This is a genomic window from Enterovibrio calviensis DSM 14347, from assembly GCF_000621165.1.
GTDB lineage: Bacteria > Pseudomonadota > Gammaproteobacteria > Enterobacterales > Vibrionaceae > Enterovibrio > Enterovibrio calviensis.
The window spans coordinates 500,403-519,432 of sequence record NZ_KK211217.1 but is presented as its reverse complement, the minus strand read 5'-3'; the positions used below and the strand labels follow the sequence as shown (position 1 = coordinate 519,432).

General features: G+C 47.6%; 13 protein-coding genes and 2 pseudogenes. 7 read left to right on the top strand and 8 right to left on the bottom strand.

All coding sequences use genetic code 11. The features are described from left to right. Nucleotides 1-14 precede the first annotated feature (14 nt). Nucleotides 15-1,022 carry a substrate-binding domain-containing protein gene (locus tag Q365_RS0120565; RefSeq protein WP_028025122.1) on the top strand — a complete coding sequence of 336 codons (1,008 nt, stop codon included), beginning with the start codon at nt 15-17 and terminating at the stop codon, nt 1,020-1,022. A 140-nt stretch (nt 1,023-1,162) separates the two neighbouring features. On the opposite strand, the gene galK is transcribed toward Q365_RS0120565, so the two are convergent. Then, nucleotides 1,163-2,323 carry a galactokinase gene (galK, locus tag Q365_RS0120560; protein ID WP_028025121.1) on the bottom strand — a complete coding sequence of 387 codons (1,161 nt, stop codon included), beginning with the start codon at nt 2,321-2,323 and terminating at the stop codon, nt 1,163-1,165. A gap of 83 nt (nt 2,324-2,406) precedes the next feature. Then, entirely contained in the window at nt 2,407-3,462 is a 1,056-nt protein-coding gene (locus Q365_RS0120555) for a UDP-glucose--hexose-1-phosphate uridylyltransferase (RefSeq protein ID WP_028025120.1), read from the bottom strand. A gap of 374 nt (nt 3,463-3,836) precedes the next feature. On the opposite strand from Q365_RS0120555, the gene Q365_RS0120550 reads away from it, so the two are divergent. Then, nucleotides 3,837-4,304, top strand: coding sequence for a hypothetical protein (locus Q365_RS0120550; protein WP_028025119.1), 468 nt, complete (start codon nt 3,837-3,839; stop codon nt 4,302-4,304). Nucleotides 4,305-4,999: 695 nt separating this feature from the next. Here the strand turns inward: Q365_RS0120550 and Q365_RS0120540 are convergent. The 3 genes from Q365_RS0120540 to ppsR form a co-directional block, all read right to left on the bottom strand. Beyond that, on the bottom strand, nt 5,000-5,893 hold the full coding sequence (locus Q365_RS0120540; protein WP_245621586.1) for a hypothetical protein: 894 nt from the start codon (nt 5,891-5,893) through the stop codon (nt 5,000-5,002). 559 nt (nt 5,894-6,452) lie between these two features. Beyond that, nucleotides 6,453-7,157: a VC0807 family protein gene (locus Q365_RS0120535; protein ID WP_028025116.1), complete on the bottom strand. Its 705-nt coding sequence runs from the start codon at nt 7,155-7,157 to the stop codon at nt 6,453-6,455. A gap of 210 nt (nt 7,158-7,367) precedes the next feature. Next, nucleotides 7,368-8,201, bottom strand: a complete 834-nt coding sequence (gene ppsR / locus Q365_RS0120530; RefSeq protein ID WP_028025115.1) for a posphoenolpyruvate synthetase regulatory kinase/phosphorylase PpsR — start codon at nt 8,199-8,201, stop codon at nt 7,368-7,370. A 175-nt stretch (nt 8,202-8,376) separates the two neighbouring features. Between ppsR and ppsA the strand changes: the two genes are divergently transcribed. Next, nucleotides 8,377-10,746 (top strand): phosphoenolpyruvate synthase, encoded by a 2,370-nt coding sequence (gene ppsA / locus Q365_RS0120525; protein ID WP_028025114.1) that lies wholly within the window; start codon nt 8,377-8,379, stop codon nt 10,744-10,746. A 144-nt stretch (nt 10,747-10,890) separates the two neighbouring features. Here ppsA and Q365_RS0120520 read toward each other — a convergent pair whose 3' ends face one another. After that, complete coding sequence (locus tag Q365_RS0120520) at nt 10,891-11,316, bottom strand: PACE efflux transporter (RefSeq protein ID WP_028025113.1); 426 nt, start codon at nt 11,314-11,316, stop codon at nt 10,891-10,893. Between the two features lie 174 nt (nt 11,317-11,490). On the opposite strand from Q365_RS0120520, the gene Q365_RS0120515 reads away from it, so the two are divergent. The 3 genes from Q365_RS0120515 (at nt 11,491) to Q365_RS0120505 (ending at nt 15,666) form a co-directional block, all read left to right on the top strand. Beyond that, complete coding sequence (locus tag Q365_RS0120515; protein WP_028025112.1) at nt 11,491-12,390, top strand: LysR family transcriptional regulator; 900 nt, start codon at nt 11,491-11,493, stop codon at nt 12,388-12,390. Nucleotides 12,391-12,711: 321 nt separating this feature from the next. Beyond that, nucleotides 12,712-13,086 carry a zinc-binding dehydrogenase gene (locus tag Q365_RS0120510; RefSeq protein ID WP_028025111.1) on the top strand — a complete coding sequence of 125 codons (375 nt, stop codon included), beginning with the start codon at nt 12,712-12,714 and terminating at the stop codon, nt 13,084-13,086. Between the two features lie 249 nt (nt 13,087-13,335). Next, complete coding sequence (locus Q365_RS0120505; protein WP_028025110.1) at nt 13,336-15,666, top strand: calcium-binding protein; 2,331 nt, start codon at nt 13,336-13,338, stop codon at nt 15,664-15,666. A gap of 128 nt (nt 15,667-15,794) precedes the next feature. On the opposite strand, the pseudogene Q365_RS25930 reads toward Q365_RS0120505, so the two are convergent. Beyond that, nucleotides 15,795-16,231 (bottom strand): annotated as a pseudogene (locus Q365_RS25930) (MFS transporter); the annotation flags it as partial. On the opposite strand from Q365_RS25930, the pseudogene Q365_RS25925 reads away from it, so the two are divergent. Beyond that, nucleotides 16,218-17,591: pseudogene (locus Q365_RS25925) on the top strand (MFS transporter); the annotation flags it as partial. The pseudogenes Q365_RS25930 and Q365_RS25925 overlap by 14 nt on opposite strands. 234 nt (nt 17,592-17,825) lie before the next feature. Here the strand turns inward: Q365_RS25925 and Q365_RS25920 are convergent. After that, on the bottom strand, nt 17,826-18,941 hold the full coding sequence (locus tag Q365_RS25920) for a M24 family metallopeptidase (RefSeq protein ID WP_035025422.1): 1,116 nt from the start codon (nt 18,939-18,941) through the stop codon (nt 17,826-17,828). Between the last annotated feature and the right edge of the window lie 89 nt (nt 18,942-19,030).

Genomic DNA, 19,030 nt, shown 5'->3' with positions numbered 1-19,030 from the left:
TTGAGAGGTAATACATGGCAACAATCAAGGATGTGGCAAAGGTAGCAGGTGTCTCTGTCGCGACGGTATCTCGAGTGATTAACAAATCGCCCAAGGCAAGCGACTCATCGATTGAAGCTGTCACCCACGCGATGAGCAAACTGGGCTATCGTCCGAACGCCGCGGCACGCGCGTTAGTCAGCCAAAACACCAATACCATTGGGGTGCTTGTCAGCGATGTGTCTGATTCCTTCTTTGGAACCTTGGTGAAGGCCGTGGACAGCGTGGCCCATGAACACGGCAAACACATCTTGATTGGCAATGGTTATCACCGTGCGGAAGAAGAGCGCAATGCGATTGAACTTCTGATCAACAACCGTTGTGATTCGCTGGTTATCCACTCAAAAGGCTTGTCCGATGAAGAACTGATCGGCTTTGCCAAGGAAGTGAAAGGAATGGTGCTCATCAACCGATACATTCCTGAGTTGGCTGAACGGTGCATTTCGCTTGATAACTATCAGGGTGCCTATCTGGCGACGGAATATCTTATCCAACATGGCCACACCAAGATTGCGTGCATTGCCTCAACACATAAGATCGAAGATGCTTCTCAGCGAATTGAAGGCTACTTGGCTGCACTGCGCGACCATGACATCTCGCTGCCAAACAGCTATATCGAATACGGTGAACCCAACGGCGATGGTGGCGAATTGGCCATGGCCAATCTTCTGACGAAATCACTTGATGCCACAGGTATCGTTGCTTACAACGATTACATGGCTGCGGGTGCGTTGTCGGTACTAGACGAAAACAACATTAAGGTGCCTGAGCAGGTATCGATAATGGGGTTTGATGATGGGTTAATCGCGCGATATATCTACCCTCGCCTCAGTACGGTGCGCTACCCGATTCAAATCATGGCAGATAAAGCTGCGCGTTTGGCTCTTGCACTTGCTAGCTCAGAACATGCTGACAATGAATCCGCCATTTTCGCGCCGACCCTTGTGCATCGAAATTCTGTGGCACACACCAACAAACGCTAAGTTCAATGAGCAACACCCAATGCTTATGCCAAAGGAAATGGCTTAGAGGCACGGCTGTTTCCAAAGGCACGGCTGTTTCAAAAAGCACCGCCGTTAAACAGCGGCTATGTGTTTAACAGTGGTTATGTGTTTAACGGCGGTTATGGCATTTTCACCAAGCCCGCGCCGTCATGCACTTGGCAAACGTAAATAGATTCTTTCAGACCCGTCTGCGCTTCATAGTTTGCCTCGACCGCCGCTTTCACGTCATCGACCAGCGTCGGAGGGATTAGCGCAACAATACAGCCACCAAAGCCGCCACCCGTCATACGAACGCCGCCTTGATCGCCAATCACACCTTGCACAATATCCACCAAAGCATTCACTTCTTTCACCGTGATTTCAAAATCATCACGCATTGACGCATGAGACGCGGCCATCAACTCGCTCAATTGCTTCATATCACCGTTTCGAAGGGCATCCGTCGCTGATAACGTTCGGTCATTTTCGGTGATCACATGGCGAGCACGTTTAGCAACGAGCTCATCAAGATCGCCGACCCGAGCGTTAAATTGCTCGATACTCACATCACGCAGCGCTTTCACACCAAAAATACGCGCCGCTTCTTCGCATTGTTCACGACGCGTGTTGTATTCGCTATCCACCAAGCCGCGTTTCTTATTGGAATTGATGATCACCACCGCCACGTCTTCTGGCATCGAGACTAATTGGGTTTCCAACGTGCGGCAATCTAGCAACATGGCGTTATTCTCTCGGCCTTCTGCAGAAATCATCTGGTCCATAATGCCGCAATTACACCCCACGAATTGGTTTTCTGCCTGCTGACCATTTAACGCAATCTCAGCCTGAGAAATATCCAGCTGATATAACTCTTTAAACGTTTGCCCGACCACCACTTCTAGCGCGGCGGAAGAACTCAAGCCCGCACCTTGCGGCACGTTGCCGCTCACTGAAATGTCAGCGCCTTTGAACACAAAGCCGCGTTCGAGCAAGCATTTCACGACGCCGCGAATGTAGTTCGCCCACATTTTTTTTTCTTGAAAGGTGATGTCTTGGGTAAGATCAAACTCGTCCACGGCGTTGCCAAAATCGACCGAAACCACGCGTACTATATTGTCATCACGCTTTGCTGCTGCAATCATGGTTTGATAGTTAATGGCACATGGCAGCACAAAACCATCGTTGTAATCTGTATGCTCGCCAATCAAATTCACGCGCCCCGGTGCTTGCACAAAGTGCGTGGGCGGGTAGTGAAATACCTTCTCAAAAGACGCTTTCACATTTTGAATGAGATCAGACATATCTATCGCTCTTGGTTATATTCAAATCGGGAGAAAAATGGCCACCGTGAGGCCATGCTTCTGAATGCATTTTCGCACTGTGCTCACACGTTTTCTTTGTAGTGAACGTCACTGACTTCTCGCAGACGCTGCGCCGCTTGTTCGGCAGTTAAGTCACGCTGGCTCTCTGCCAACATCTCATAACCCACCATAAACTTGCGTACCGACGCACTGCGAAGCAGTGGCGGGTAGAAAAGCGCATGCAGTTGCCAATGTTCAATATCCGTACCTTCTTCAAAGAACGGTGCGTAATGCCAGCCCATGGAATAGGGAAACGAACATTGGAACAAATTGTCGTAGCGACTGGTCAGTTTCTTAATGGCAATCGCCAAATCATCACGCTGTTCATCGCTCAACTCGCTCATACGGCGAATGTGCGTTTTCGGCAGCAACATGGTTTCAAACGGCCATGCTGCCCAATACGGGACAACCGCAACCCAATGCTCGGTATCCACCACCACACGCGAACCGTCTTTTAGCTCCGCCTTCACATAATCCACCAGCAAGTTCGAGCCTTGCTGTTGGTAATACGCCCGCAGGTTATCTTCTTTACGGGCTATCTCGTTCGGCAAAAAGCTGTTTGCCCAAATCTGCCCATGCGGGTGTGGCTGTGAGCACCCCATGGTCTCGCCTTTGTTTTCGAAAGCCTGTACCCACACGTAATCTTTACCGAGTTCTTCAATTTGGCTATTCCATGTATCAATCACGCCACGAATGCTCGCAAGTGACAGTTCAGGCAAAGTTTTGCTGTGATCGGGCGAGAAGCAGATGACGCGGCTTAACCCACGCACGCCTTGCGTTTTGAACAAAGGATTGTCCGATTCAGGCGCATTGGGTGATTCCACCATTAACGCAGCAAAGTCATTATTGAAAACATAGGTGCCGGGGTAATCAGGATTGATATCGCCAGATACGCGCTCGTTGGTCGGACACAAGAAACACTGCTTGTCGTAGCTCGGTAACGTTTGTGCAGCAGGCTTTTCATCCTGCCCACTCCACGGTCGTTTGGCACGATGCGGGGACACCAATATCCATTGCCCCGTCAGAGGGTTATAACGACGGTGCGCATGATCAACTGGGTTAAATTCAACGTTCGACATCTTAGTTACTCATCATTCCATGTATACCCAACCAAGACTGCTCCACCCTAGACAGCATTTCATCGATTAGATTCCTCGCGTAAACAACCGTCTAGCAATCCATCTATCGTTGCTTCCATGAGCAGACATACAGTCATGTAAACGTTTCCACCACTAGCAGTATAATACATGAAACAAGTCGTGCGACCTTTTCATCATCATCCTATCGGTTTGAACCAAAAACCACGCATACGACAAACAGACTCACTAGGTGCTTCATAGTGAGAAAGCCCGACTTCGTTGTCTTCCTGCATCGCGTCTAAATTAACGGACACCTTACTCGCTGATTTTCATCCAATCTTTTGTAGGAACGTTGTGAATGAGGGAGCAACATCATGTGGCAAGTGTTAATGGAAACCGTCGACCTACTTTCCAAGCTCGCACAAACTGGCATCGCAGGGTTTGGCGCTTGGCTGGCATGGCAAGCGTTCTTAAAAGAAGATAATCAGGAATCAGAAGTCGTGGACGAGAATGCGCCTATCGACCCCAATGTCGAAGACATTAAGCTGTTTGAAACCACCAACCAAACCACATGGTTAAAGAAAACCGTCAACGGCATTGAGTGCCATTTGGATGACCGACGCCCAAACAAACGCAGTGGTCACCGTTGGACACTTTCGCCCGACATGGCGCGGAACATACTGCAAAACGGTGACATTTACGTCAGCCCCGGCATCAAGATAAACAGCGGCCTCATCTCCATTGGCAGTCACACCAGCTGGCTGTATTCAAAGCGTCTATTTCCCAAACCTGAGGGCTTACATCATCGTGTCGTAGAGCTGTTGAGGGCGGCGGCGATTTAGATTGGTATGAAGTGTTTTTAGACGAAGGTGGTTTAGGGTGACGCCCTAAAGCATTTTTGGATAATTTCGAGTTAGGAATTGCGTTTGTGACCACCCAGTTCGGATAACTTCAGATATGGGAAAGTGGAGTAGAGAGCTTAGTTGTTCGAGAGCAGCGGCTGCTAACGCAGCCAAAAGAATGCTATTACCTATTTACCTGAGAAGGGCTCATATGTGTTATAAATTTTATGTGTATTGCTCTATGACTTGCCTGATTTTTTGAGCTGCCAAGATAATTTGGAACGTAGTTAATCCAGAGATGAGGATTGAGCTCAATAAAATTGAGCCTAACATTAGTTCACTCAACTCAGACATAAAGAACCAAATTGTAAAACTAGCAGCGCAACACAATATACAAATCAAGTAAGATGCCATTATACGATCAGAGATCTTATTGAACGAGGTCCATTCGTAAAGTTGCTTGTTGGACGTATTTTCTAAAGGTGCATGGACTTTTTGAGCTACTTTAAAGGTCACGCCAGTAAAGATGACTGGGAGTGAGGGTATAAACTTCCAAAGTTCAGCATTGCCTTTAATTTTCCCACCTATAAGTACAAATACTTCCGGATAACCATATGTCATTACGGTCGTCAAAAGAATAACAACAAACTCTGGAGATATAATAGTAAAGCGAAAAATATCTAGAATTCGATTCATCAGTGACCTAAGTGCCTTTTTTCTTTGATTTCATCAAATATTTCAAGAGCTTTGTGATAGAGGGCTTCGGGCTCTGGATTTTTATCGAAGGAAAAGTTTTTTACAGTCTCGGATGTTTTAATAGTTATAACTTCATTGTCTCTTTTCCCTTTGACTGTTCCGTGGCCATAGCCATCTGCTGCCATAAGTATCGCAGCGTCACCGATCGGAAGAGGCTCTTCTGATACATACTGATCATCTGCCGTCTGGTTAGCTGCTCTTTCAATGTGATATGGCAAATCTGTATTTAGTGGCTGACTTTCTGGAGCATCTTCAACGATAGTCATACGGTCAGTATTTCGCTTGATTAGGTAGTCTTTTAGCTCTGCCCAAAGGCAGCCAAACATTGGGTTTGGAGGAGATATTTTCGCATTAACATGATAGATACCATCCAATGAAGATACTTTTGCAGCAAAAGAACGTAAGTCTGAGACCAACTCAATGTCACAATCAACGAAAAAACGTTGATAAGTTTCCTCGATAATAGAACAAAAACGATTAACAAAAGCTTTTTGTTCTATGTGATTATATGTGTTAAGAAACGCAATGCCTGAGTGGGAGGGGATATACACAAAGGGGCTAGAGGCAACTTTCAAGTTAGGTTCAATTTGTGTTTCTTCTGTTCTTCGATGAGTATCTACGACAGTAACCTCACCTAATGGCTTGTATTTGCTTAGGCGACCAAAAATATAATGTTCCCCGTTGCCTTTAACTTCTCGGACGTCAATGAATGTCCAAGATGAACCTCTATAAGATAAGGAAACTGGCTCTTTGATTGCATTCATTAACTTTTCTTGATCGAGAGTACCAAGTTTCAATACTCGACCTAAATAATATGTTCCTGAGCTTGCCACTCATGACTCCTTTAAAATTTATAACAACTTATTAGCTCCCAAAGTAGGGTTGTAAATTTCCCTTCTTTAGGATTCCGCACACATCTAACAACACCAGACTATTCAATAACTTTATGTTTTTAAACGATTATAATCACATTTCATGAAATAACGAACAAGAAAGTACGACAAGATGGGAATTTCTGCACACCACATATTTAGGATTAGTAATTTCATCGAAAGCTCTCGATGTGAGAGTTTCCTTATTTTCTTTTACTAACACGTTTTGGGGCAAAAGTGAGCTAGATGTTAATCAACTCCGTTACATTCAACCCTCACCAATAGCGTGGCCTTCTATAGCTGTATCATTACCACTCGTTGATGAACCTGCGTCCACAGATTCACATTAATCATGTTTCAAAGTGGCTTTTTGATTGAGGACATCACGAACTAAAATACAGCTTTTTATTAGTGCGGTTTCATAGGAGGAAAGAATGCAGGAAAAAGCGAAGACGTTGAGGTAATGAATGTTGTTACTAGAAAGCGAGAGGCCGCACTTGACCCCTCGCCTTTTGAGGACTTATTTCGACGAACTGTTCGCTAACACTTCTTCCAGTTTTAATCCTGTCAGATCGTGAATGGTGCGCCATAGGTAGTAGAAGATACCCATCATCATCACGGTAGATGGCAATGCAATCATCGGGTAGCTATAAAGCGTTAATTGGCCCAATTGCTCGTTAAATTCTGGCGTTCCTGCAGGGCTAGTTACAATCCACTTGGCGAGGATAAAGTTCATGGTTGCAGAGAATGCAAAAGAGCACGCTACCAGATATGTGGCTTTCAGTAATCGGCGTTCAAACGCGGCCATGCTGTTGCGCTGCTGCAATTGCTGATTGATTTTGTCCACGTCCATCACGCTTGGGTTGAAAAGCAATGCCTTCACCAGTGGCGAAGATGTAAAGGTTGAACCGAGCACGGCAAGACCAATGGCGGCGGGAATAGCCGCTTCTTTGATCGCTAACCATTTGGTATCAAGCTCAAGTAAGCCAATACCGCCAGTCAGCAGAACGTTTGCCAAACCCAATAACGCGATGAAGTTGAATTTCTTATACTTTACTAACTCGAAAAGCCCCCAGCCTAGCGGGAAGCTAAGCGCTAAAATCAAACCACCGCTCGCACCTAGTTCATTTTCGCCACTCATCTTCATGAGAACAAAAGCAGGGATCACGATGCTGACGACAAGGTCGACCATCGGGCGTGGTTTATGTGTTGGAGCACTGTTCATAATTACGTTGTTTCCAGACTATATTCGAATGCTTTATCAATACTATCGAATGGAGAATTCAATGGGTAGTTTCTACGTCCCCTTTTTTTGTACGAAGACGTGTCTGAATGCAATGTTCAGCCATGGCGTAGACGCATGTTAGAAGGCTAGCGAAAGACTTAATCACCCCGCGTGAGCACCGAAAATTGCCTTTACTAAAGCACCAATACATCAGAACAAGCGCCGTTTCAGCCCTGTTTTTTCCAGCACACGCGTGGTGATTTCTTCGACCGACAGCGCCGTGGTGTTGATGTAAGAAATTGCTTCGCGGCGAAACAGTGATTCAATGGTACTCACTTCCTGCTCACACTGTTCTGTACTGGCGTATTCGCTGCCAGACAGACGGTTCTCGCGTATCTGAGTCAATCGCTCTGCGTCTATGGTCAATCCAAACAGCTTGTGTCGATGAAATTCAAATTCAGGTAACAAGCGCAGTAACTTCATGTCTTCCGCAATAAACGGGTAATTCACGACCCGCAGGCCAAACTGCATGGCCATGTACAAACTGGTGGGCGTTTTCCCGCTGCGAGACACGCCCAGTAAGATGATGTCGGCATGTTCGAGATCTCTCAGCGACACCCCGTCATCATGCGCCAAGGTGTATTCAATGGCAGAAATACGATCGAAATAGGTATCTGAATCCTTTCCTACACTGCGAGAGCGCTGCAATTTTGGCTTTGGCTCTAACTGCGTATCTTCCGCGACCCGTTGCACCATACTTTCGAGTACATCATAGAAAAATGCAGGGGCCTCCATCAGGCGCTCGCGGATCTCTGGGATCACCATCGAAAAGAAAACCAGCGGCTTCACTCCATCACGTTCGTAAGAGTGCTGAATGCGTTTTAGCAGTTCGCACACCTTGTCTTCGGTTTCCACAAACGGAAAGGTTTGTTCATTCGCCTTAAACGCGAATTGCCCCAAAACGACATGCCCTAATGTCTCACATGTGATGGCTGTCCCATCCGAAACATAGAAGACGTCTCGACTTTGAATTTCTTTGTGCATAGATGGTTAATCTTCTCGCAATTTTTTCATAGGATATAAACACAACGATAACAATAACGACACTCGGCAAGCTATGTGCCTCTCCACAGCTTTTAAAACTCATCATGGTTTTATTGTTTGAGAGGCCAAGATTGTCACTAAAATCCCAATTGCTGCACTATTTCTGGAGAAAGAAATGCAAAAGAACACCCTGTGGTTCGATTCCCTATCAATGGATGATGTCGACAAAGTCGGCGGCAAGAATGCGTCCCTCGGCGAAATGGTGTCAAACCTCGCCAACGCGGGCGTATCTGTGCCAAACGGGTATGCAACCACCTCGTATGCGTTTAACCAGTTTCTTGATTTTGAAGGGCTAGACGAACGCATTCATCAGATCCTTGATGAACTCGATGTTGAAGACGTCGATGCACTGCGCAAAGCCGGCGCTACTATTCGCCAATGGGTTTTAGATGCCCCCTTCCCTGCGGATCTCGAGCAGGATATTCGTGATAACTATGAAACGTTAGTTGATGGAAATTCGGAGCTTTCTGTCGCTGTACGTTCCTCTGCCACCGCCGAAGATTTACCAGATGCGTCTTTCGCAGGCCAGCAAGAAACCTTCCTCAATGTGAAAGGCATTGATGCGGTACTGGAAGCCACTAAACACGTTTTCGCGTCACTGTTTAATGACCGCGCGATTTCTTATCGCGTTCACCAAGGGTTTGACCACCGCGGTATCTCGCTCTCTGCGGGTATTCAACGCATGGTGCGTTCTGACCAAGCCTCTTCCGGCGTGATGTTCACGCTAGATACGGAATCGGGCTTCGACCAAGTGGTGTTCATTACCTCGTCATGGGGATTGGGCGAGATGGTCGTACAAGGCGCAGTGAACCCTGATGAGTTTTACGTGCACAAGCCGCTGCTAGAAGCCGGCACGCCCGCGGTGGTTAAGCGCACTTTTGGCTCGAAACTTATCAAGATGATTTATGCCGACAGCCAGGTAATTGGCAAGCAAGTCGAGATCGTTGATACCTCTCCAGAAGAACAAAACCAATTCTCACTCACTGACGATGAAATCGCAGAACTTGCCAAACAAGCCATGATCATCGAAAAGCACTACCAACGTGCGATGGACATTGAGTGGGCGAAAGACGGCATCGACGGCAAGCTTTACATCGTACAAGCGCGCCCTGAAACCGTATGTTCGCAAAAGAACGGCAACATCATCGAGCGCTACGAGCTGAACGACAAAGCGGGTGTGCTAGTTGAAGGCCGCGCCATTGGCCAACGCATCGGCAGTGGCGGCGTGCGCGTTGTCGCCTCGCTGGATGAAATGTCGTTAGTGGAAGAAGGCGACGTGCTCGTCACCGACATGACAGACCCTGATTGGGAACCTGTGATGAAGAAAGCCGCAGCAATCGTCACCAATCGCGGCGGCCGCACATGTCACGCTGCGATCATTGCTCGTGAGTTGGGCATTCCTGCCATCGTGGGTTGTGGCGATGCCACCAGCAAACTGAGCGACGGCGCGGAAGTCACCATTTCGTGTGCTGAAGGCGAAACCGGTTATGTCTACGACGGCAAGCTCGACTTCGTGGTGCGTCAATCCGCGGTTGATGAACTGCCATTGTTGCCCACCAAAGTGATGATGAATGTTGGTAATCCTGACCGCGCCTTCGACTTTGCGCAAATTCCAAACGAAGGCGTTGGCCTTGCGCGCTTAGAGTTCATCATCAACAAAATGATCGGTATTCACCCGAAAGCCCTGTTGAACTTTGACGCGCAAAGTGACGAGCTGAAAGCGCAAATCAATGAACGCATTCGCGGCTACAAAGATCCTGTCGATTTCTACGTGAGCAAACTGACGGAAGGGATCGCCACCATCGCAGCCGCATTCTGGCCGAAGCGCGTCATCGTGCGTATGTCAGATTTCAAATCGAACGAATACAGCAACCTTATTGGCGGCAGTAAGTTTGAACCGCATGAAGAAAACCCGATGTTGGGCTTCCGCGGCGCGTCGCGTTACATCTCGCCCGTGTTTGAAGATTGCTTCGAGTTGGAAACGCAAGCCATCAAGCGCGTGCGCAATGAGATGGCACTCAAGAACGTTGAAATCATGATCCCATTCGTTCGCACCACGGGCGAAGCGGCAGAAGTAAATGACTTGCTGGCGAAGTTCGATCTCCGCCGTGGCGAACAAGGTCTGAAAGTCATCATGATGTGTGAACTGCCATCAAACGCCGTGCTGGCGGATGACTTCTTGAAGTACTTTGACGGCTTCTCGATTGGTTCAAACGACATGACACAGCTAACACTGGGCTTGGATCGCGATTCAGGCGATGTCGCGCACTTGTTTGATGAGCGTAACCCGGCAGTGAAAGCCATGCTGAAAATGGCGATTGATGCGGCAACACGCGCTGGCAAATACGTCGGCATTTGCGGTCAAGGCCCGTCAGATCATGACGACCTAGCAGAGTGGCTAATGGCGCAAGGCATTAGCTCTGTATCGTTGAACCCAGATACTGTGGTTGATACCTGGACGAAGCTCGGGAAAGTCGCGAAGTAATAAAGGTCTGTAGCTAGCTGGTCTTTCTCGAACTGGTCTTCTAAAACAGTCACGAGCCTAGCAAAGACAAAAAAGCCCGCCGCTGGTTAACGATTTTCCGTTAACAACGCGATGGGCTTTTTCTCGTTTCAATGTCCGTAAACGTTACACGCTCACTTGACGTTGCTGAAGAATGAACACACGAGCATGGTCATAAGTCAGGTTGAACAAAAACGCGTAAATCGTAATGAAGATGGTCACGACAATGTCCATGATGAACGCATCCCACAGGTTCACGTTCAACAAGTACGCCATCACAGGGATGGTGAAAAACAACAACCCGCCTTCAAACAGCAAGACATGGGAAACCCGAGTGCCAAATGAGCGTTCCGTTTTCTCGCCTTTCACGAAGTGATCGAACGTCAGGTTGAAGAAATAATTCCAAATCATGGCGATGGTCGCCACAACTATCATGGTTCCTGATAGTGCTTTCAGATCGTGATCGGTAAAGATAGACAAACCAATCACCGAGAAAGTGATAGCGAGTGCTTCGAATAAAACAGAATGAAAAATGCGTTCTAAGGTGGTCATAGGTAACTCAAAAAGAAAGATAGCCAAGATTGCGAGGTGGCGATTATGGCAGGAAAAAACAATAAACAAAGTTAACAGCCATCACGATTAGTGATAGCTTGAGTACTTAGCTTGAGAACTTAGTTTGAATGCATTACCTAGTTAAAATGCATAGCCTTCTTCCGTGGTGTCATCATGTACAGCTTCGAACAATTAAAGATATTCGTGACGGTCTGCGAAAGCGGCTCCTTCTCTGCCGCCGCTCGCAAATTGAAACGCGCCCAATCTGGTGTGAGCCAAGCCATCGCGAACCTTGAAATCGCCATTGATCAGGAGCTGTTTAATCGCGAGAAAAACACCCCCGTGCTGACCGATAATGGCAAGGCGCTATTACCCATCGCCCAATCCATTCTTCATCAACAAAAGTACTTCGATCAGAAAGTCGAATCCCTAACCCAAGAACACGAGCATGAGGTAGTGATTGCCGTTGATGAAAGCCTGATCGACGCGAATCTCTTAGCCATTCTTGCGCCGCTGTCAGACGCCTTTCCTATCACGCATTTCGATATCATCACCGCCTCTACGTTTGATGTGGAAGACTTAGTGCGAGAAGGCAAAGCTCATGTGGGGATCATCTACGCGGATGGTGAATTGAAAGTGGATATGGATTTCTTTTTGCTCGGACAAGCGCGGTTTTTGACCATTGCAGCATCTCATCATGAATTGGCGACACTGCCTGTTGTTCATGACGCAGATTTAAAGCGGTATCGCCAATGCGTGCACCGCAGCGCAGAGCACAAGGAGCTTTGGTTCAGCTACGGCATCAGTTCAAAAATGTGGTACGCCAATACCCACCAAACCTTGGTTGAGCTAGTCAGTAAAGGCGTGGGATGGGCGAACGTGCCCGAGCTTTCGGCGAAATCCTTCATAGAAAAAGGCGACGTGATCGCCCTACCCGTTGCCCATGAATACAGCGGTTGGATGACCTCGGTAGGCTGCTTGGTTTCCCGTCGCCACGCCGTAGGCCCTGTGTTGGAAACCGTGATTCAATCGCTTCAAGGTGCCAGTTTTATCAATGATCATTGGGAGCAATGAGTAGCGCTCTTCTGCCTATTTCTCGTCAGTGCTTCTCCTGTCTACTGCTCCTATCTACCTCTTCTGCCTGCCACGTCAAAATGCTCAGCCTTGCGCATCGTGTTCTTACAAAGCACTGGGCATCAGCAGAACACGCATCAACAGAGCACGAGTGATCTCTCATCGGCCTCGACGCTGACTCTGATCTGACTTGATTATATTTAAAATCCGAATTCTGATTCATTTTACTGATCATTTATTAGCCTTAGCTAAATGATTAAGCTTTATTCCATACCTTGCGGCGACGGATTTTTACCGCATAACCATGGTGTGGAGACCTGAATGATGACCCTCAAAGCCTCTGTGAATTACCACGTGCAAAGCGATGAAGCGCAAGCCTTTCAGTTTGATGTCGATGGCATCACGGGTAATTTAATGCATGTATCTTCGACAGTTTCTCTGCTAGAAATTGACCTCACCACTATGCACTTTAAAGGCTTGTCGTTGCACGTCGTGTTTATGCTATTGCCGATGCTACACAATCAAGGTCGAGAAGTGCATGGCAACATTTTGAAAGAGATGACTGCGATTGCTGAGTCTGGCGGCCTGAAGCCACTTCTAGACGATGGTACGTTTAACCTCTCTCAAGTAGGCCAAGCGCATGAACGCCTAGCCAGCGGTAAGGCAATCGGAAAAGTTGTCGTCACCGTCGATTAAGCACAGCAAACAAAACTGGCAGGCGTTGTGTTAAGCGCAAACTCACTGCCATTCAAAAGACGGAGTCTACTCACCTAGACTCCGTTTTTGTTCGTCCTCATTTTCGTCATTTACTCATGCGTTTCAGCAAACTTCTATATATCTAGAATTTGAGACAACGCTACCTACCTATGCACGATTTAATGTTTGCTAGCACTAGGCAAAACAGCTCGTATTGCCCTCAACAATAGAGTATTTATGGAGTAAGCCATGTCATCAAATGATGCGCATTTTATGGACGATTCATCCCCTATTGACACCGAACTACCGACTCAACCTCAATTTCTTTATTCAGCAGAAACCGAACTAACCCAAACTGGCACAGAAGGTTACGACAAGCTAGAAGGTACAGATGGCAACGATTTTCTGTACGGACTTGGCGGGAGCGACAAGCTGTATGGCAATGGCGGAAATGATTTTATATCTGGTGGCAGTGGGAACGATACGATCCAAGGTGGCACTGGTGTTGACCAAGCCTTTGGCGGCAGCGGAAACGACTTCATTACAAACAGTGAAAGAGCGGTCGGTGGTGCGGGTAATGACACCCTTATCGGCAATGTCGATACGACATACACCCTGATTGGAGGAAAAGGCAACGATTGGATCGAAGGGTATGGAAACGATACGCTTCGTGGCGGCTCGGGAAATGACATGCTGATCAGTCTCGGCAACCATGACAGCGTGTTAGGTGGCGTCGGTGATGACACATTAGTGGTTGTTGGTAGCCTTGGCCAAGGTACTCGCTTGTTGGGCGGCGATGGCAATGACTTGCTGGCGGGTAACCACAACGATCAAATGCTCTTTGGTGGCACTGGAAGTGATACATTCTTCTTTGGCGCCAATGTCCTATTCCGATACTCAGATTTGGTTGAAACAGTCAGGACGGGTCACGACCGCATAGTTGATTTTGAACTTGATAACGATGTGATAAGCATTGATACGCGGCTTGCGTCTAATTTCAGCGAACTGTCGATAGAGCAAGTGGGCAGTACCACGGTCATAACACTCGCAGAAGATTCAACCATCACCCTGAACAACACAGATGCTGCCTCTCTCACCTCTGCGCACTTTTCGTTTGATGCCTCGACCGAGCACAGCAGTTCGTTTAGCTTCTCCCCTCAATCCATTGATAAACGCCTCGGGTTTAGCTCAGCCGACGATCAGATCGTCGAAAGCTGGGGGATCAGAGAATTTAAATACACAGGGGGCGGCGACGGAGATGACACCGTTATTGTTACGGGCGTTTCCACAGGCGGTGCTGGCGAAGACATTTTTGTTTTTCAAACTTACGGCTCAACCCCACGGTATATCACCGACTATCAAGTCGGCGTCGACAATCTGAGGGTTGCAGTTGAAGTAGCGCGCGAGGGTCTAAACATTGATGCCTCAGCATATGATGTTGATATCGCCCAAGACGGTGATAATACGATAGTCACCATCAATGGCCGCACGATGATCCTGCTGGATGTCAATGCGGCTGATATTTCAATTGCCAACGACATTTCCTTCAGCATACACACTGCAAACTTTCGAGATATCGATCACGAAGTGTTCGTTGGAGGAGATGGTGATGACACTCTGATTGGCCGAAAAGGAAATGACAAGCTCAGCGGCGGAAAAGGAGATGACATACTTATCGGGGGAGAACACGGGGATGTTCTGAAAGGGGAAGATGGAAACGACATTCTTATCGCAGGGCAGGATGATGCCGATGAGTTTAACAAAGACATATTGAATGGTGGTAACGGTGACGACCAACTCTACGCAGGGTTAGGAAGCGACCTGTTAATTGGTGGACAAGGTTCAGATACCTTCTACATCGGTGACTGGTTTGCCTATACCGAAGGCGTTTATCACGAACAGCTTGTCGTCAACAATAACGCCGTTTTTGGTGATTACGACCATACGATCCGAGATTTCAATGCCGCCGAAGATGCGCTCGTCATTTCGCATCGAGTCTTCGGTTCCGAAGATCTTGACCTGTCATCGCTGCAATTTACTCAGTCTGGTTCCAATGTCGTACTTAGCATCGATGACGCACATACTTTCACGCTGAAAAATACCGAGGCATCTGAGTTCAATGCAGAAAATGTAGAATTCATTCTGAAAGGTGCAGACGTTGTAGGCACAGATTTCAACGACCATATCGAAGGTCTGAAAAGCGATGGAATTGCGCTAGACGGCGGTAAAGGAAACGATACGCTCCAAGGACAAAGAGGCAATGACACTTTGACTGGCGGTGAAGGCAGTGACACCTTCTTGTTCCAATTCTATGATTGGAGTGGGACCTATACTGAACGACTCAACAATGACTTCGGGCACGACACCATTACAGACTTCGAAGTGAACAATGACACGATTGCGTTCAACTTACATGATGCGACGTTAAGTTACAGCCAGCTGCAAATCACTCAACAAGGTGACGATACTGTCATTGAAGCTACTGTAGGCAACACCTTTTTCGATGAAGGACCGTTTACCATCACACTGAATAACACAGACGCAGCAAACATCACAGAAGACCACTTCACGTTCGTTTGACGGTAACGTTTTACCCATTGCGTGAAGACCGCCCACCAAGCCTTCTGGCTTGGTGGCAAATTTGGCCTACACTCGCTATGTATTGGCTATATCTACATTGCCTGCCTTTGACCTTTCGATTCAAAGCATCAGCGCTCGCCACCTTTCCAACAAGACAAGGTTACGAACACCGCTATAATACTGCATGCAATCAGCACAGCGCCCAAGTGTTGGATTGCCCCTGCCAACGCTAAACCACAGCCGATCATCAAGTAAACATCAAGCCAAACACAGCACCCGCGCTGCCAGCCTGTTGCTTATACTCAATCAAAGCGACACTCAGTACGTTTGGAATCGCGATGCCAAAAGCCATCACAACCAGTGTCATGGGTGCCAAAAACCAAATGGAATCCAGCAAAGCATGCACTCCAAATGCGCCTGCCGTTAAAAGCAATACCGATCCCCAAAGCAGATAAAGTTGCGACACGTTGCGAGCGATCAACATTTTACTTAAGGCACTACCTAGCAAAGTCCCCACGCCCAACACTGCCCCGCTGTAACCAAACTGGGCCGCACTCAATGACAACATCTACAAAAACGTGCTGTTGTTGATGGTGACCTACAGCCAGATCGACGCACTGCCAATGCCTGTTGACCTCTTCATTAACTTAGCCGCTGGCCTTTTCATTCTTCCTTTCTTTTTATTTTCTGCGCATGCAGGAGCCGTGGCAGACAGCATGGACAAAGCCACGCTCATACGCCGTTTGAAAATGGTTGAGTTGGTTATTATGATGTGTGCGGCAGTGGCGATCATGACACAGAGTGTCTTGCTTATGCTGGCCCTACTATTCATGACTGGCACACAATCCGCGTACTTTGGCCCCGTAAAATACGCACTGCTGCCTCAAGCGTTGAAACCGGACGAGCTAGTAAAAGGCAATGCGTGGGTCGAGATGGGCACGTTCCTTTCTATTCTTATCGGCACACTGAGTGCGGGTCTTCTGCTTGCCGTTCCCAACGGTGTATTCTTCGCCTCTTGCATTGTCATTGCGCTTTCTGTTTTGGGATTAATAAGCAGCCTGCGTATTCCTTCCATGGCAAGTAAACAGCCTAGAACAGTAAGTTTCGATCCGATATCAGGGCTAAAGAAAACACTGAGGATTTCCACCAAACAGCGTGGGATCTGGATGGCTATTCTCGCCATCAGTTGGTTCTGGTTTATAGGCGCAACCTACTTAACGCAGTTCCCGAATTTTGCGCGTGAACATCTGCATGCAGACAGCACCGTGGTCTCATTGCTACTGGCGCTGTTCTCAATAGGTGTTGCATCTGGTTCATGGTTGTGTGAAAAGTTGTCGTTCAACCAAGTCGAGCTGGGTGTGCTTCCCTTTGGTATTTTAGGGTTAACCTTGTTCACAGGCGATTTGTTGTGGGCAGTCCCGAGCATCGAATCGTTTCCCGCTCAATTTTACAATGTTCAGGAGTTCTTAGCGCAATCCATGCATCACAGAGTGATGATTGATCTGTTCTTTGTGGGTGTGAGTGGCGGTGTGTTTATTGTGCCTTTGTATGCTTTCATTCAATCACGCTCTGCGGAAGGCGAATGCGCGCAATCTATCGCAGCAAACAACATCATGAATGCACTGTTTATGGTGGCCTCTGCCGTGGTTTCTATTCTGGTGTTGAGCGTATTGGGCTTTTCAATTGTGGAGTTGTTTGCCTTCATGGCAGTGGGCAACTTTATCGTCGCCTTGATTGTTTACCGCCAAGTACCCGAATTTACGCAACGTTTTATCAGCTACTTGTTGAGCCATTGCATGTACCGCGTATCCGTAAAGGGTCGCCAACACATTCCCACAGAAGGTGCCGCTCTGATTGTCGCGAACCACGTCAGTTATGTTGATGCGCTGATCATAATGGGCGCTTCTAACCGCCCCGCGCGCTTTTGGTCAAAACTTGAAGTGAATATTGGTGAATCAATGAACTCAGATACGGTAGACCGCCATGTGGCGAAAGCGCAGGTGCAGGGATTGTTGCTGAACTAGCTGATTCTAGATACGACAAAGGCCGTCGGCTCTTTGTATAAGAGTTGGCGGTCTTTTGAGTTTGGGGTTTGCTTTACAACCTAAAGCGAGAGTATACAAAAAGCTTGGGGCATGAGGGTGTAGTAAAGGGGTGGATTAAGCTAACAACTCTGTTTCGAATGGATAGGTCGACAAACGCTCAAAACCTGTCGCCGTTATCAAGACCATTTCTTCCAATTTTACGCCGTCGGGCTCGCCTTCGGCGCCTGAGTAACTTTCTACCGATAAAACCATATTTTCCTGCAGTTCACCGGGGCAATTGTTATAGCGTGCATCTTCGGGGTAGTAGATCTTGGGAAATTCATCGCACAACCCGACACCATGAAATGCACAGACATAACGTCTATCTCTGAACTTTTCGGCTCTTTTAAAGGCACGCTCGGTCAGCTCTGCAAACCCCACGCCTGGTTTTAACAAGGACATGTTGTGATGAATTTCGTCGTATGAATGTCGATAAGCTTCTCTTTGCGATTGGCTGCCATTCCCTCCGCCGCATACCCAGGTTCTCGAAATATCAGCAAGATAGCCATTCGGTCCGACCATATCTGAATCGAAAGCAACGGTATCTCCCGGCGCAATTTTGCGGTGCGTTGCCTCCTGAAGCCATGGATTGGTTCTTGGGCCAGATGCGAGCATCCGGCCATCTATCCAATCACCGCCATGCGCAATGTTAACCTGATGTAATATCGACCATACCTGCAATTCAGTGAGGCCCGGTCGAAGATATTCCCGCATTTTATCCATTCCATGCTGTGCAACATCGATGGTATGTCGAAGGCATTGTATTTCCGTCGGGTGCTTTATCATGCGCGCAGATTCAACCAAGGCTTCGCCATCAATTAATGAGTAGCCCTTTTCAATCAGTAAGCGGCTAAGTATTGGTGAGGTTCGTTCTAGTGCAATATGAAAGCCTGCATCCGAAAGGTTGTTTTGTTTAAGTGTTTGTTCAATGTCTTCAACAATGGCTCGACAGCTCTCGGTAAAATCGAGGCCACCGTCGAAAGGAGTCGCCATTCGAGAGGGCTGATAGATGTCGATATTTGGATGATGCCGCTGACTTGCGCCGAAAACTGCAACGGGCCCTTCTATTGGTACAATCATCATGGTTGTGGGAATGTGGGATTGGAACAGCTGATATTCATCGAAATTCGCGGCATAGCGCATACTGACTGGGCTGAACAATACCGCGACAGAGGCTTTTTGCGCTGCCATAACAGTTCTGATCGGCGTTGTTTCCTAAATCATTGAACTAATCCTAATAGCAGCGATCAGATCATCAGGACCTCAAACAGGTAGATGAT

Bases quoted from the DNA above. Each gene is read 5' to 3' on its own strand.
- Q365_RS0120565 (WP_028025122.1), top strand. From the start codon at position 15: ATGGCAACAATCAAGGATGTGGCAAAGGTAGCAGGTGTCTCTGTCGCG.
- galK (WP_028025121.1), bottom strand. From the start codon at position 2,323: ATGTCTGATCTCATTCAAAATGTGAAAGCGTCTTTTGAGAAGGTATTT.
- Q365_RS0120555 (WP_028025120.1), bottom strand. From the start codon at position 3,462: ATGTCGAACGTTGAATTTAACCCAGTTGATCATGCGCACCGTCGTTAT.
- Q365_RS0120550 (WP_028025119.1), top strand. From the start codon at position 3,837: ATGTGGCAAGTGTTAATGGAAACCGTCGACCTACTTTCCAAGCTCGCA.
- Q365_RS0120535 (WP_028025116.1), bottom strand. From the start codon at position 7,157: ATGAACAGTGCTCCAACACATAAACCACGCCCGATGGTCGACCTTGTC.
- ppsR (WP_028025115.1), bottom strand. From the start codon at position 8,201: ATGCACAAAGAAATTCAAAGTCGAGACGTCTTCTATGTTTCGGATGGG.
- ppsA (WP_028025114.1), top strand. From the start codon at position 8,377: ATGCAAAAGAACACCCTGTGGTTCGATTCCCTATCAATGGATGATGTC.
- Q365_RS0120520 (WP_028025113.1), bottom strand. From the start codon at position 11,316: ATGACCACCTTAGAACGCATTTTTCATTCTGTTTTATTCGAAGCACTC.
- Q365_RS0120515 (WP_028025112.1), top strand. From the start codon at position 11,491: ATGTACAGCTTCGAACAATTAAAGATATTCGTGACGGTCTGCGAAAGC.
- Q365_RS0120510 (WP_028025111.1), top strand. From the start codon at position 12,712: ATGATGACCCTCAAAGCCTCTGTGAATTACCACGTGCAAAGCGATGAA.
- Q365_RS0120505 (WP_028025110.1), top strand. From the start codon at position 13,336: ATGTCATCAAATGATGCGCATTTTATGGACGATTCATCCCCTATTGAC.
- Q365_RS25920 (WP_035025422.1), bottom strand. From the start codon at position 18,941: ATGGCAGCGCAAAAAGCCTCTGTCGCGGTATTGTTCAGCCCAGTCAGT.